Genomic DNA, 15,939 nt, shown 5'->3' with positions numbered 1-15,939 from the left:
TTTAAGTGCTATCATCTCAAAGACGGGCAATCGCCTTTTAGATAGAGGAACTGCAAGAAGATAGTGCAGCTATCCCTGAACCTGTTGCGCGAGGACGAGTATGGGGCAACTGGCTTAAGGAGCGATCGCTCTGTGCCTGCTCAAGAGAATTCCTTAGCCGTTCCGCTAAAACTCGTACATGAGGCTCCTTGACAATGGTGTAGTGATCGCCAGAAATTGTATCAATCTTCACTCCACCTTCCGTTAACTGATTCCAACCCGTTGTGGGGTCTGAATTCTCTAACCCAAACGATTCCTCCGCACGAAATACCATAATCTGGTTTGGATAAACAACTGGCGTGTAGGTGCGTTCAGCCTGACGATTTGCCAAAACAACCTCTAGCAGACGGCGAATTTCAACCACTCCAGCATCAGGAAGCACAACGTTAGCAGCCCTCGCCCGCTCCAGCACATAGCCCAACTGCTCATCCGGCGCAAGCGATTGGAGAGCGCTAACCGATACAGCAAGCTCCTTCCCAAAATAACTGCCCAAATCCTTAGCAAACCAAGCTAGTGTGGCAGCAGTATCAACCTCCATCGGTTGACTGTTACGCTGGGGTGCTGAACTATCTATCAGAGCAAGCAACGCCACTTGCTCACCTGACGAATACAACTGTTGAGCCATCTCAAACGCTACCACTCCACCAAATGACCAGCCTCCCAGCAAATACGGACCTTGCGGTTGAATCTCGCAGATTGCCTCGATATAATAACTAGCCATAGCTTCAATCCGGCTCTTTGGCTCCCCTTGCCCATCAATCCCCGACGCTTGCAAACCGTAAAAGGGCTGGTCTTCACCCAGATGACGAGCTAAATCCAGGTAACAAAGCACATTGCCCCCGATGGGATGAACGCAGAAAAAGGGAGGCTTCGTACCATCTGGCTGAATCGGTACTAAAGGAGAACTCAAGAGAGAACCCGTCGCCTGACGCAGAATGCTTGCCAGATGCTCAATCGTCGAACTGGGAAAAAGCGTCGCTAGCGATAACTTCTGCCCAAAATGCTGCTCAATCTCCAGCATCAGGCGTACTGCCGATAGAGAGTCACCGCCCAAGTTAAAGAAGTCGTCTTTCACGCTAATGGGGTGAATACCCAGCACCTTTTCCCAAAGATGAGCCAACTGAAGTTCCCAAGTGTCACGGGGAGCTATAAATGCAGTTGGTTCAATGCGTCTGCTGTCCCTTGGAGTGGGTAGTGCTTTGCGGTCAACTTTCCCATTAGAATTCAGTGGCAGGGACTCCAAGAACGTAAACCCTCCCGGGAGCATATAAGCTGGTAAGCGCTCTTTCAAGTAGGTGCTCAGGCTTTTATCGCATAGCTCTCCGGGAGTCGGTTGCTCGTTTAACACTACCTCTTGCGCGAATAGGCGATTGTAAAATAAGTTGCTCTTTGAGGGAGTCTTGTAGAGAAAAGAATCATATTCAAATTCAAGGCGTTCTCCACTCTGTTTGAGCAAATAGCCTCGAATGTGATAGTCAGGACTTAACTGGTCTTCACTCAACTGAGCGCTACAAACGGCTTCAATTTTGTCTCCAGCCGCCACTTCAATACCCGGATAAAACACTGGAAAATAAACAGGTAGCCAGCTACCGACATAAGCTAGACTGTCAATGACTTCATTCTCAACTGTGTGTAAATTAAGCCATAACAAAAATCCATCAATTTTGCCACTTTGAGTGATGGTAAGGCTTATCTGTCGGTCATATTCTGGATTAGAGACTTGATTGAAATCCAAGTCCTCAAAAACATCTACAGTGGAGATGATGTTTGACTCAGGAAAATTTCGGAAAGATACCCTTAAGGAAATTTTCCCTCCGAGCTGGTTGAAAATCTGCTGAGTGTAATAACCCGATAGTTCCGAAAAGTGAGGCTGACTGGCAAACGTTTCAGGAAGATAAACAGCAGCGATATTAGTCACGCAGCGCTGGGGAATCATCATTCCATCTTCCTTGAGAAACCTTCTGGCATCATTGAGAATCGAAACCGCCCCTTCTGAATTACCGATTACGCCAATCAGTTCTGAAACACACAGATCGACTTTTTCCGGGAGTTGCACTTGGGTGGCATCCCCATAAATTACCGATATTTTGTCTGACAACCCCAGAGATTTCACATAACTGGTTGCCTGTTCGTAAGCTTCAAGTTGCATCTCAATGGCGTAAACTTTCTTAGCGCCATGTTCGGCACAGAATTTCGCCCAAACAACATCCTTACCCGTGCCAATGTCTACAACGACTTTGTCCTTAACAACTTTTTTAAGTGCCACCTCATAACTATGATTTCTCACATGGTCATAGGTCATGGCATAGTACAGGATGGCATCATAAACTCGGTAGTCTCCCGGACAGGGCCATAGTTCTACCTGAGTGTTTTTGGGTTTGGGAACGACATAGGCGACGAGGCGTTGCTTGCCTGATTTTTCTTCGTGAGCCACTACCACACTGTCTTGCACCAATGGATGCTGATTGAGAGTTGCTTCGATTTCCTCCGTTTGGATGCGGAAGCCGCGTACTTTCACTTGGTTATCAATGCGCCCCAGGATTTCGATATTACCGTCGCTCCCGATACGGGCTAAGTCCCCGGTTTTGTAGAGGCGAGAATTTGCTTCATCACTAAAAGGATTGCGGATAAACCGCGCCGCCGTCAATTCGGGACGATTGAGATAGCCTTTTGCTAAACCAAGGCCACCAATATATAATTCGCCCGTCATCCCTTTAGGCACGGGCTTTTTGTTTTCATCCAACAAGTAAATCTGGGTGTTGGCAATGGGACAACCTATAGGTACAGAGTTGACATCCGGCAATTCTTTCCAGATATCTGGTTCGTAAAGCGTGGATGTGATAGTGGTTTCAGTCAGTCCATAGGCATTAAGCCAACGGACGCGATTACCCGCTATTTTCTGCCAACTCATCAATCGCTCTGGTAAAACTTTCTCATTGCCAACTACAACTAGGCGCAGCGTGGGAGGTAATTGCGCCTGTGAACTAGACAAAGCAGATACCCATTCATGCCAGTAAGAAGCAGGGAGGTTGAGAACAGTCAGCTTTTCCCGCTCTATCAGTGCTTGAAACTCTGCAACAGTTGGAGTTACAGAACCAGGACGGAGAACGACAGTACCCCCGCTTAACCAGGTAGGGAATAACTCTTCTGCTGCAACATCGAAACTAATCGAAGCAAACTGTAAAACCCGATCTGTTGTCTGCAAATTATAGTGCTTGGCAATGGAAACACTGTGGTTGGCTAAAGCTTGATGCGGAATCAGAACTCCTTTTGGCTGCCCTGTAGAGCCTGAAGTGTAAATGACATAAGCTAGATTGTCAGATGTCGTGCGGGTGTCAGGGTTCTGCTCGCTGTATTGGGCAATCTCCTCCCAATCAGCATCTAAACACACCACTTTTGCTTCGTGTGGGGGAAATTTTTCTAGCCACCGTTTTTGAGTTAACAGCACTGGTGGTTGAGCATCCTCTAGCATCAAGGACAGTCGCTGTTGCGGGTAGGTTGGATCTAGGGGGATGTAGGCAGCACCCGCTTTGAGAATACCCAACAGTGCGATCGCCATTTCCAAAGAGCGTTCCACACCAATCCCAACCAGAGCTTCTGGTTCCACTCCTAAAGAAATTAGGTAATGCGCTACCTTGTTGGCTCGATGATTTAATTCCCGATAAGTGAGGCTTTCCCCCTCAAAAATCACGGCGATGCTATCAGGCGTTTGTTCTACTTGAAACTCAAATAACTGAGGAATACACAATAGTTGAGGCGTTGATGAATTAATATTATTTGCCATTTGTTCTCTTGGTAGTCGCCGTTAATCCCTGCAATACACTGTTTGTCTAAAGTTGAAAGAAGAGCGCATTAAAGTTTCAAGACTGCATTAAGAGTCTCCATTATGGTTCCCCAACTCCGCCCGCGTCAGTCAGGAAAGTCGGAGCGTTGCGTAAACTTTTATACATTACGAAGATAACTTATGTCTTAAGGGGGATGTCAATCAAAATACCCCTGTAATAAGTAAATCTTCCGTGAATACCTTTTTTGAAGAGAAAATAAATTGAACCATCCGAGGTAACAATACAGTCAAAGCATAAGTTGTATCAGCCTCATACCCCTGATTCCAAAGCTGAAAAATTGGCAGCTTCTTGCGCTAGCGCACAGGATGTCATAAAAGAAGCGATCTGAAGAGCAGCAGCGCTTGCGCTATCGCCTCTAGGACTGCGCTTTTTGCGATCGCTTCCCTTGTTGTCAAGCTTAACCAAAAAACGATTGCCTTTCCTCAAGTAAAAAAGAGGAGGGATGGCACTCGTAGTTTCTACTTCTTTAAGACGATTCCTAAAGTCACTTTCTGAATTTTTCGAGTTAGAGGCTTTTTTTCTAACTTGATGCCCCATATGAGATGAGTGCGATAAGCGGAAAAGGGGGCGATCGCACCCCCCTATCTCCAAACTCCACCAGCCGCGATCGCACCAGAAGGCAATATACCTAGAAACGGGACAGTTTCGGCTGGGAGGAGTTCAACCCATCTTTTTCGTCTGACTCTCTAGGAGTCGAATGAGTACTTCCAGAGATTTGTTTCCGATGGCGGGGAATATACCGATATCCAACAGGGGATGTCCCCTTTCTCCTAAACATGAGTGCTTTGTACCTGAAGCCGCTTGACGATAAGATGGCTGAGATGGGCTGCTTTTATGTACGATACATGGATGACTGGGTGGTGCTTGCTCCCACGCGGCGGGCGCGGCGGCGAGCAATTAAGGCGACGAACCAAGTGTTATGCGATTTTTTTTCATTTTCTGGGTTTCCGTCCGGTTTATGTGCATTGGCTCATTCGTATTTCTTGGCTGTGTAATATGGTCGCAACGTCGCTCCTTTTTGCAATACTGTTTTCAAGATCGCATGATCGAGCAGCTCTCTTTGTTCCTCTGTGAGTGGTTCAGGTCCGTCCACCATCCACGTTTCGGATGTCAAATCTCCTCCTATCAATAACCACGCCACAGGGGTTTGGGCTTTTTTCCATGTGTAATATATCTCTTTTGCTGTGTACTGCCAAAGCATAGCACCGAGTTTCTCGTTAACCCACTCTATGAATTCTATTCCTGACCCTCCGTATCCGAAGTACAGGAAGAAAATTCCTTCTCCGGGCATTATCAGCACCGCTTTTTCCACTACTCCGTGGAAAATATGATGCCCGTTCATCGTCATTGCACACCATGCGTGGACTGTGGCTGTCTGCTTCTTTCCGTTTACTTCGATCGGCAACTTAGTAGTTTTGACGACCGTCGTGCCTATGCGATCGCATCCGTTGAGCACCAATGTTTTTTCACTCCAGGTGGATGTGTTTCCTATGTTGCCTTGGGCATCGATCTGCTGCGCTTGCACTGTGTTTTCTTTTTTTACTTCCATATCTAAGTCCAGCAAGTTCACAGTTTTGTACGTGAGTTCTTGGAACTTGTCGGATGACCACTTATTCGCGTCATCTGCGAAATTCGCATCTTTCACAGCCGTTATATTTAACTGGCTGTGCACGGAACCTTGTGCCTCGGCTGTTATTGTTTTGCTCAGTGTCTTGCCCAGGCTCATCTGGTTGAGAATCTGCACGAACGGGGTGATTTTATCGCTCGTGATATAGTCCCTGTATTGATAGTCGATTTGTGCTATTCCTTTCGTCTTGATGGTGGCTTTTCCCAAAATTTCCGCGTTTTTACGTACCAGGTCGGGAATCTTCCATTGATTTAGGATAAGGTCGGCAAAATCTGGCTTTGTGGTTGACATTTTGCCTGCGTACTTTCTGACCAAGCTTGTAAGCTGTGGGTTTTTGAGGAGGATTTTACCGGATTGCATTTGGTCTCGTTTATCCTTCTGATTTGTGATCGGGACGCTTGATTTTTTAGCATCATTTATGGCTTCTACTATTTAGACGATTCTCGCCGTCTCTTTCTGAATTTTTTGAGTTAGAAGATTTTTGCCAAAGTTGTGTATCTTTCATCGCGTCCGCTGAGTTCAGTTGTTTCCGCCGAAACTGGAGTTCCATAAATTGTGGGCGGCGTAGGTATGGACATAGCCCAATCAAAAAAACGTAGTATTTGCGTCTAACCTGTCCTTTTTCCTTGCTTCTCGGCGCTTGCAAGTAAATAGATTCCTAGCTCCTAGTTGTAGAGCTAATAATTTACTCCTCACAGATGAACCTATATTCTTCCCTCTTGAGAGAATGCTCCTCTAAAAACCTCTTCATTTTCTGCTTTCCATCGGCAATATTTTGAGAGCGAATAGCTACAGAAGCATAAGGTTCTTCATATTTTTCATCTGATGGGATTTCTTTGTCTAGAAGGATTACAAAGAAATCCGGATCTGACGATAACTCTTTAAGCTTTGCTACATCTAGAATATGCTTATGTAATGAGGCATAGCATAGAAAACCGTTGTAGTACAGGCGGGGTAAGCTGTTTTGATTAACAAACGGTTTAATCCTACAAGCAATCAGATACGAATACAGGATTAGGTTGACATCCCGTAAATTAAATTGCCATTTAGATATATAAAAACCACCCATTCTCGCATTAATTTCTAAAATTTTTACTCCCAGTGGTGTATAAATTACGTCAACACAAAAAACACCATATTTTAAGCCAATATTGTGGCAAGATTTCCAGGCTGCATGAATCATATTTTCTTGTTTTTCTCTGTCCAGCAAACTCGGCATAATTTCCGCCATTTCCTTACAGAGAGTAGGCATTGTTGGGCTTTTATCAGTTACATAACCAGCTACTAATTCACCATCAAACATAATGAGATCAACATGATGCTCAGAGCCTTGCAGGTAAGGAGTAGCAATTATCTTATAGTTGAAACTCAAGCCCATACCTGTTTGAGTGGCGGTTTGAATATAGCTTTTATAGTCTTCAAACCTAGCTAATAATTCTTCTTCTGTTTGAATTACCTCTACACCAAAGGAAGTACTTCCAGTATCTAGCTTAATTACTAAAGGATAGGAAAATTGTGGAATATTAAGGACATCTGCAACATTATTTAAAGCCCAAAAATCTACGGCGTTGGAGAATTCTCTACATTCACAAGCTAGTTTATTGGACTCATCAGCTAGAAGTTTTTTATGAGTCAATAATTTGCTTTTAGCGATGCTTGCGCTTTGATAATCGTTGGCTGGTTTACCTAAAAAGCTAGCGACTAAAGAGGACAAAGGTACATTATCTTCCCAAAACGTAACTACGCCGTCCACGCTGATGCAATGATTGCGGACAACTTCCACAATTGCTAGGGCATTTTCAATATCTTTGCTATGGTCGTCAATGTCAATATTGAAAAACTGGCTGCTGTAACTGGCAGCGAAATGTTGAGAATCCCTATCAATTAAAATAATATTGATACCTACTTGATTGGCAAATTCAAAAACATTCAGCTTTGAGTAGCCTCCACCTCCAATCATCAATATATTCCTGCCTTTTAGCATATATTGATAGGAGCGGTACAACATCGTTTCCACCCATTTATCAAGGATGTCAGTCCTGTTGGGAGAATGTTGCACTTCGTATATCTGCAAGGTGGTAATGCAATCGTGATCGTTGACTTCAATTAGAAACGGTTCTAATTGATTATTGTGATTCCTAAAAAAAATATCTAAACCAATGAAATCCGTTTGTTTTTTTTGTTGGGTGACATGGGTTAAATATTGCGTTTCGTAGCCAATAATAGACTCTAGTACCGCTTCACCTAATCGGTTAATTTTTTCAACAAGCTGATTCTTATCCTCGTTTGTCAACTGGAGCAAGTTACACAGATAGTCGATTGAAAAACTCTCGGAAGTATCTCCATTAATGGGTTGGTCAATATAACCTAGATTGCAGATAATCCCAGATGTTTCAACCACATTATTGGGGCGGCGGGTTACAAACACCCTCAGTCTCGCACCCAGGTTACTATTCTCAGTAATGCTTGAATCGATAAATTCCTCCACAAACAGACAATCATTGTCTTGGAGTGAATCCATACATTTCTTAAAGTTTTCAACAGCCCTGTTCAGATTATCTTTTGATTCAATAGTGCATAGTCGGCTTCCCATCCACCTTGTTCCAGAAGGCTTAATCACAAATTTAGAAGTAGGAAATGCCGTCAAATATTTTCGGATTTCATCACTAGAAAGATTTTTGGATAGGGAAATCAATTGAACTTGTGGAGTGATGGGATGATGGCTATATTTCTCCAAAGAAAAGCCAAAAGCCATCGTTTGGGGTACATTTACATTTCTTGCAGCAGCAAGTAAGCGGGTATGCAGTTTGTCATTGGTATATTCTTCCAGTTCTATACCACTTGACATCGGACAGTCCGCCAGTCCTTCATAGAACTGAAATTTTTGAGCCTTCTCTTGGTGGACTGGTTCATAAAAACTGAAACCCGCTTCGGTACAAAAATTACATAAAAAAGTTATCCTCTGAGGAGTTTTGAATTTGGTATGAAAACATTGACCAAATTCATTCATGGTAATCCCTTCAAGGATGTATAATACAGATTTATCCCCTTTTTGAATAACTTTTACCCAAGTCTGTTCAGTTACTATAAAAGCACTTTCAGGTAAAATTCTACTTGCAGCTAACAGTAATGTAAGCCTTTCGTCCGCTAAAGTAAAGAAAACAATACAGGGTTTGCTTTCATCTGATTCTAGTTCCGCCTCAGCTTCCTTAATCGGCTTCAGATTATAAGCTTGGAGAACTGAGTTGAGTGTCTCAAACATATTTGACTATACTTTTATGAAATGACTGTTAGCTAATCAAATCGAGGAACTCTTGGGGATGTTAAAAAGTTGGCTAAAACTCCCTAGATTATTCCAGAGTTGCTAATTCTATTCTTTCGGACTGCCGATGCTATGCTCAAAGCAGTTCTTCAAATCCAAGTTGGCGCTTTCAGTATCACTCTTGACTGTAAGGGGTTGCGAAGGGTCGAATAGGAGTTTGTTCTCGCAAGGGGTTAAGGTTTGGTGGAAAAATTCTTTACAGCGATTTTGCTCATCTGCAACAATAACCCGCGCTGTATGCCCTGTGCGTAAAACATCAGTGCGATCGCACCATTCGTAGGAGAATATTATCAGGATGTCTCCAGGCTGGCACAGAAGCGCGCCCCCACCATTGGGACAAATGCAACCCGTTCCTGCCTCTCCTGGCAGAGCATAGGTTGACCAACGGTTACCGTTGCTGACGTTGACTATCTCCACTTCTTCGAGGGGCAGTATTCCGACTTTCTCCAATAACTCTTGGTCAATGGTGATACTGCCTACATAATCGCGCTTGGCATCGGTCACACGTACTCGATGAAGTTTAGCGTGCATCAGTCTGATTGTAGCCATATTACTCCTTTTGATAGTCATCTTTTTCTGCTTTTATAATGGGCTTGGCCCAGACTCTAGGTGCGCTTCATCTTCGTAAATAATCGCCATATTTCTAACTCCGTCGGATTGTCCAGCTTACTAGTGTGTGACTTATACCCTTCTGCTATTTTCTTCTTCCATGCGAAAAACCAGGGGGGGTATGTGCCGAATCCAGATTAGTCCTACCTAAAGGTTTTTTCATGTAGAAAGATACTGCGGTAAATACCGACTTAATTTCAGTTTTCCAACAGATTGCCAAATACTGCACCGAACACGCGAATTTTGCCGTAAGGCATCGCCAAAAGTCACCTTTGAGATAAGGCAGATTTGAGGAATTTTGCCTCAAACGAACCCTCATCTTTCTCTCCGACATATTCTTGACAAGGGATTGAAAGTGGGAAGAAGATTCAAAGGAGGAGAGCGGGACGGTAGCATACATTTTCCACATCCTTTCCTCATCTCTAGCAATTCCCGCCTCCTCAGCACTGCCAGACAGGAATTCCCCCAACTTCCACTTTCTTCATCAAATTTTGCCAACGCCAAAATCGGTACAGGCTGCCTTTCACACAGCCCCACCTCAACACACCAACAACCATCTCTCCTTACCTCTAACTTCCCATCATTAGTCGCCGCAACCATCACCGACTCAGAGTGCTGCACATCACGCAATTCCTTAATCGCTTCCTCAGCCCCAACACTTTCTACTTCCTCCACCGCAACGGATAACGTCACCGTCTCCCCTGCATCCGCTTCAACTCCCCCATTCCCCTGGGACATTTCCCCAATTGCCGACTCCGTTGCAGTTGGTGGAACAGATTTATCCCTATCCGTCCCCTCCTCCTCGATAAAATATCCCCTCAACTCCTCACGCAGAATCTTCCGCGCCTGGGAGATGCGCTTGCAGACATTCGGGTAGGAAATCTCTTGCTGTTGGGCAATCTCTGGATAAGACAATTCTTGATAAAAGTGCAGTATAAACGTCTCGCGCAAGCGAGGAGGTAAATTGTCAATCGCACGACGAATCACCATCCTTTTCTCGCCAGTCTCCAAAGCAATTTCTGGCGTATCCTCACTCCGTAGCAGTCCGTCCTCCTCAAAAGATGCGTAACCTTCTATATCCTCAACTCGATTCGCCCCCCGACTGCGTTCACGATAAATGTCCACGCACAGATTGCGAGTCAGCGTCGTCAGCCAGGCCTTAAAATTATTAATTTTCCCGGCAAACTTTTGCACCTTTCCCCAAGCCTTGAGCATCGCCCGACTCAAGGCATCTTCAGCATCAGTCAGATTGCCCCCCATCCACTTGATGCAGCAACGGTGAAGATAATCTTGATACTGCTGCCATTGCTGCCAAAACCCTTTCCCTAAATCTTCAGAGCAACCCTGCAAGTATAATGCACTAACTGTTTGAGAATCTGACATAAATCAATAACTGGTAGTGAACCCTATTAAGGACAGATAAGACTTAAATTTTAGAAGGTTTTATCCATACAAGCTCACGCTGATTTGCTCACCAAAGGCGACTTGGTAGAATGCCGCTCAAAAGCCTCCGCGATGATTTCTGACATCAGTTGTGCAAACGGAATACCAGCCAGATGCAAGATAGTGCCAAGAGAGGTTTGGTTTAGGTCGGAGAAGTCAGTCAGAGGCATAGAAGAAATGGCACAGTTAGGATTAACTTCCAGAACAAAAAGCTCTTGAGAATCTTTGTCCATGCGGATATCTACTCGCGCATATCCGTTGCCACCAACCGCACAATACGCACGCTTGCTGAGATCGCAGAGTTTTTCGCTCAAATCCGAAGCTACCGATTGGCAATGGTAAAACGGTTCCGAGGATGACGATGAAGATTCTTCAAGGTGTTCGCCCCAGAAGTTATCGTAAGACCGAAATTGTTCGGTTTCAGGCAAGCTGGAATGAAACACCAATTCAATCGGCGGATAGATTTTGAGGCTTTCCGGTTGTTGGGAATCACCTAGCAGGAAAACTGTAAATTCACGACCGCTGATAAATCGTTCTACAAAGATGCTGTCCGGTGGAAACTGCATCTCGTGTACCCCTTGCAGCAATCGCTGAACCTGTTTACTCACCTGTTCATCGCTTTCAACAACCGACTCTAGTGAAATTCCGATACTGCCATAGCCGAGTGCTGGTTTAACTAATAGAGGTGTGCCAAGACGTTCGCAAACTCCCTGAACGTGACTAGGGTCTGCAATGACTTCGTAGGGAGCCGTAGCTACATCCGCCTCGACAAAGGCACGCTTCATTCTGAGTTTAGATGAGCCAAGATAATCAAAGGTAGAATCTGCACCCGTAAAGAGGATGCCTTTTGCTTCCAGTAGTTTGATGACGCAAGTGCCAGGGAAGTTGGGGTCTTCATCCCCAGCACAATAGTTCAGTACCACTGGAACGTACTCCTTTTTGGAAGAAGCTACCTCCTCAACAACTTCGTGCATATTTTCAAAGGTGATTGACTGCCACTTCCATTTGATGCCGAGTTCTGCAAATACGTCTGCCAGTTCCTGACGAGCTGAAGGAGTATCGTATTCTTCACTAACCAATCCTTGTTCTGTAATACGGTAAGGAATAAATACCCAGACAAATAGCTGATTGCTAGGCACAGGAAATTTTAGCGAAGTTATCATTGTTTTTGTAGTTTTTTGGGTTGACAGTAATATCAGTAAACTTTCAGGCTGCTTTGCTTACCAAGAACGACTTGGCAGAATGCCTAGCAAAAGCCTCCGCGATGATTTCTGACATCACTTGGGCAAACGGGATGCCAGAAAAATGCAGGATAGTTCCAACAGAGGTCTCGTAAGGTTTTTCATTTTCAGCTTCTCTAGAGTCATATTCTTCAGAAATAGGAATAGAAGATAAAGCACAGTTAGGATTCACCTCAAGAACAAACAGTTCTTGGGAAACTTTATCCATTCGCACATCAACTCGTCCATATCCATTGCCACCAACAGCACAGTAGGCACGCTTGCTTAACTCGCAAAGTCTTTCTTGCAATTCGGGAGCAACCAGTTGGTAGTGACAGAGTGGTTCTTGAAGTGAGAGGGAACTTTCTTGTTCATCTTTTTCTCTGTCGTAAGCCAAAAATTGTTCGGTTTCTGGCAAGCTGGAGTGAAACACTCGTTCCATAGGTGGATAGACTTTAAGGTGTTCTGGTTTCTGAGCCGAACCAACAATGAAAACTGTAAACTCAGAACCATTGATAAACCGTTCCACAAAGATGCTGTCCGGTGGGAATTGCATCCCGTGCTGTCCAGAGAGCAAGCGTTGAACTTGTACTCTCACCTGCTCATCGCTGAAAACTACTGAACTTAAGGAAATTCCATGACTCCCATAAGAGGTTGCAGGTTTCGCAATCAGAGGAGTGCCAAGTCGCTTACACACTCCTTCCATGTGGTTGATGTTAGTAATGACTTCATAGGGAGCAGTAGCCACACCTGCATCGACCAAATCACGCTTCATTAAAATTTTGTTGTCACACAGATGGCAAAAGTTAGCATCTGCTCCTGTAAAAATAATGCCTTTTTTTTCCAAGAGTTTCACCAGAGAAAAGCCAGGGTAGCCATCAAGCTCTTCAAATCCATCGCAATAATTTAAGACTAATGGAATGTACTCTTTACTAGAAGCCGCCACATCCTCAACAATTGCGTGCATATTCTCCAAGGTGAGCGGTTGCCACTTCCACGCTATACCAAGCTCTGCAAAGACATCTGCCAGTTCCTGACGATAAGCAGAATGGTCGTAGAATTCGCTAATCATCCCTTGTTCCGTGACGCGGTAGGGAATAAACACCCAGACAAATAGCTTATTGCTAGATACAGGCAATTTCTGAAACATTGATATTTTCTTCATGAATTGGCTGCCCAACTGTGACATAGATTCCTCCTAGTTGAATTAAATCTGTAGGTTAACCACTAACAACGAGGCACTCTTTATCCATCACAAACATGACCTTTGCACGCAAAGCATGAGCCATGCGGTGGGTAATGACAATCACCGTGCATTTCTTGGCAATGCGCTCTAAAGTTGTCATGATTTCCGCTTCCGTCGCGAGGTCTAGTGCTGATGTAGCTTCATCCAGAATTAGACTCACTTTCACTTGGAAGACAGCTAACTGCACCCACTGTTCTCCCATATCTTTCAGCACCTTTGAAAAAGTTGGCTCAGTACGAAATTTGTTGCCGGACGCGGCTATTGCACGCATGCGTCCGCTGTTGAATGCCTTGGCAGCAGTAATATTCTGATTTATCGAGCCATTACCCCCTGTAGATTCAATTTAATCTTTTTGCTAGCCTTAATCCTCAGCTTGTTTTATTTGTCATCTATCTCTAGACATATTTAACATAAGTCTTTGGATAGATGCTTGTCAAGGGAAATCAATAAAATTTGTGTAAAGAAAACGTCATAGAAGGTAAAAATTCAACATTTCCTGGTTTGGGCCTGAGTAACGTAGAAAAAGGTTGAGAAGAAATGCCCCAATTTACATTCACCTCTAGAGCAAATAGTTCTTGAGATAATTGGTACATCCTTATATCCCTCCGTCCATAGGGGATTTACTGATCTAACAATGATGTACGCACTATTCTGTAAATTACGAGCTAAAAAAATAGCCGTAATTTCACGCTCGACGTGCGATCGTACACGCTCTGAACAATATGGTAGTAATTAAGTAGAAGTCCCTTGTGTAGCGTGAAACCCTGATTATAACTGTATCGTTCAAAAGCTATGAAAGTCTATTAATTGCTTCCACAGGTTGTGAAACGGCATCTGATCTCTATAATACTTCCTCTCCCCCGCCTTTGTAAGTCGGAAAAGTCGGATCGTAAAGTCGGAAAAGTCGGATCTTGCATAATCTATCGAGCTCAGGTTCCTACAACTTTAGGGAACTGTGTAGGACTGGTGCAGGACAGCTATCAAAACCAGACAATGCTATGGCTGCGGTGGTGGGACACCGAGGGCAATTTGCTGCTGACAGGTGCAGAACGAGCCTCTAGAACCCAACAAGCACTTTTTGATGCAATTCCTCGGCTGTTGGGAATGGGATTGAATGCAGAGCAAGTGGGATAAGCCCTGGGTTTATCAGTAGAGTTCGTCAGGCAGCATTCCCAACCTTGGTGCAGCTAAATTTGGCTTTCCCGCACAAGAATTGTGGATTCTCAATCTAGCAAACCTTGCAGTGCATCCGGCTATCGCCGTCACTCCCTAAAAAACCCAGGACTCTCGTGGTCAGGGGGTAAATTTTTACCCGACTGTCAAGCTCTGCGAGACAACAACATTTTAGTCGATTGATTGTCAGGTTAGCCAGACAACAACATTTTGCCTTATTATCGAAGTCAGCCTTACACTCGTTTTCAGCCTCAACGGAGCGCAAAAACCAGACAGGCCAGCCTCAACTTTATTGCTTGCATAACGGCTGCTATGCTACAAAATCGCTTCATAAATTTTAGCTACCTGCCAATTTTCTCAGACTTCGTAAACTTGATTTTTTATTCAATTTAGATACTGTAACTTGACTATTAAATCAATTCACTTGTTGTTAAAAAGGCTAAAAAATAGCTAATTTTTGTGCGCCCTAAAGTCAGGCGTTTGCAGTATAAAGTCAGGCGGAAAGCAGTATAAAATCAGTGAGATTACAGGCATTTGCAGGGGCTGCACTTTACCTGCAAATGCCTCTGTAAATATCCTGCAAATGCCTGCAATTTTATGCCAAATTACTGCTTTTTTGTGTCGAGCGTACATTTGCCTGTTGGGACTGGTTATGGCTGTTCTCAATCGGTAGCAAGCAATGGTTTTGTGATCACAAACCTGACTTTTACGTGCAGAAACAAAAATAATGCACCCTTATGAATGGGGCATTCTAGGCGTCAAGAGGCTTAATTTTTACCCGATATTCGACTGTGCCGATTGCTCACATTGCTCCTGCTGTTGTGACAACTTCGTACCAGCACTGGCATCAATTCCTGCCGTCACACCTGGGTAGCGAGCGATCGGCTTGAGCGACAGCTCGATCGCCCATGACGGAGCTCATAGAATCAAACAGGCGATCAGCTACTCATCTCGCGCCGTAGCTTCAGCTATTAAGAAGGATTTTGCGATGGCAACCGACGTGGGTCTTTCTTGCATCCACCGATGTTTTGGCGATCGTCGGCAAGACGCAATTGGAAGAGTTTAAGCAGCTAAAAGGTGAGAGGCGAGCTCACAAAAACGCATAAAAACGCATATTGCCGAAAGTTTTCCTAGGTCTGCCGCTCTTGGATTTTCCCTTGCTGACCACGGAGACACCAGGAGCGATCGGCTTCTTCGGCAGCCCGATCGTTTCTGATTGATTCCCCGGTAAATCGATAGGGAATAAGAAGTTACTATTTCTATAAATGGATAGGCGGGGAAACAACACTTTCCCCCTTTAAAGCTGGAGACTGTTACAGCTCCCTCAGCCTATTCATATACAGCAAATTCCATGTAAATGTGGTACACTACATTCAGTACATCAGCAGAAAAAATGAAAGCTTATTCGCTCGAGT

The 15,939-nt window shown here is 44.4% G+C and carries 10 protein-coding genes; 2 read left to right on the top strand and 8 right to left on the bottom strand.

What is annotated here, in order from left to right:
- Positions 1-37: 37 nt before the first annotated feature.
- From QUB35_RS02695 to QUB35_RS02660, 8 genes are all read right to left on the bottom strand, one after another.
- A complete protein-coding gene (locus QUB35_RS02695; protein WP_333139133.1) occupies positions 38-3,823 on the bottom strand; it encodes an amino acid adenylation domain-containing protein in 3,786 nt (1,261 codons plus the stop codon).
- Between the two features lie 1,031 nt (positions 3,824-4,854).
- Positions 4,855-5,802, bottom strand: coding sequence for a hypothetical protein (locus tag QUB35_RS02690; protein ID WP_333139131.1), 948 nt, complete (start codon positions 5,800-5,802; stop codon positions 4,855-4,857).
- A gap of 394 nt (positions 5,803-6,196) precedes the next feature.
- Positions 6,197-8,773 (bottom strand): ATP-grasp domain-containing protein, encoded by a 2,577-nt coding sequence (locus QUB35_RS02685; RefSeq protein ID WP_333139129.1) that lies wholly within the window; start codon positions 8,771-8,773, stop codon positions 6,197-6,199.
- A gap of 108 nt (positions 8,774-8,881) precedes the next feature.
- The gene (panD, locus tag QUB35_RS02680; RefSeq protein WP_333139127.1) at positions 8,882-9,382 is read right to left on the bottom strand and encodes an aspartate 1-decarboxylase; all 501 of its coding nucleotides are present in this window, start codon (positions 9,380-9,382) and stop codon (positions 8,882-8,884) included.
- Positions 9,383-9,757: 375 nt separating this feature from the next.
- The gene (locus QUB35_RS02675; protein ID WP_333139125.1) at positions 9,758-10,825 is read right to left on the bottom strand and encodes a sigma-70 family RNA polymerase sigma factor; all 1,068 of its coding nucleotides are present in this window, start codon (positions 10,823-10,825) and stop codon (positions 9,758-9,760) included.
- A gap of 74 nt (positions 10,826-10,899) precedes the next feature.
- On the bottom strand, positions 10,900-12,048 hold the full coding sequence (locus tag QUB35_RS02670; RefSeq protein ID WP_333139124.1) for an ATP-binding protein: 1,149 nt from the start codon (positions 12,046-12,048) through the stop codon (positions 10,900-10,902).
- A 43-nt stretch (positions 12,049-12,091) separates the two neighbouring features.
- Positions 12,092-13,294, bottom strand: a complete 1,203-nt coding sequence (locus QUB35_RS02665; RefSeq protein ID WP_333139122.1) for a hypothetical protein — start codon at positions 13,292-13,294, stop codon at positions 12,092-12,094.
- Between the two features lie 31 nt (positions 13,295-13,325).
- A complete protein-coding gene (locus tag QUB35_RS02660; protein ID WP_333139120.1) occupies positions 13,326-13,622 on the bottom strand; it encodes a hypothetical protein in 297 nt (98 codons plus the stop codon).
- Between the two features lie 695 nt (positions 13,623-14,317).
- Here QUB35_RS02660 and QUB35_RS02655 point away from each other — a divergent pair.
- Both QUB35_RS02655 and QUB35_RS02650 read left to right on the top strand, forming a co-directional pair.
- On the top strand, positions 14,318-14,485 hold the full coding sequence (locus tag QUB35_RS02655) for a hypothetical protein (RefSeq protein ID WP_333139118.1): 168 nt from the start codon (positions 14,318-14,320) through the stop codon (positions 14,483-14,485).
- 925 nt (positions 14,486-15,410) lie between these two features.
- The gene (locus QUB35_RS02650) at positions 15,411-15,590 is read left to right on the top strand and encodes a hypothetical protein (RefSeq protein ID WP_333139117.1); all 180 of its coding nucleotides are present in this window, start codon (positions 15,411-15,413) and stop codon (positions 15,588-15,590) included.
- Positions 15,591-15,939 lie beyond the last annotated feature (349 nt).

It is taken from the genome of Microcoleus sp. B13-B6 (genome assembly GCF_036705405.1).
Classification (GTDB): Bacteria; Cyanobacteriota; Cyanobacteriia; order Cyanobacteriales; family Microcoleaceae; genus Microcoleus.
Note: the sequence above shows the minus strand (reverse complement) of the source record. Positions and strands in the feature narration are given on the sequence as shown.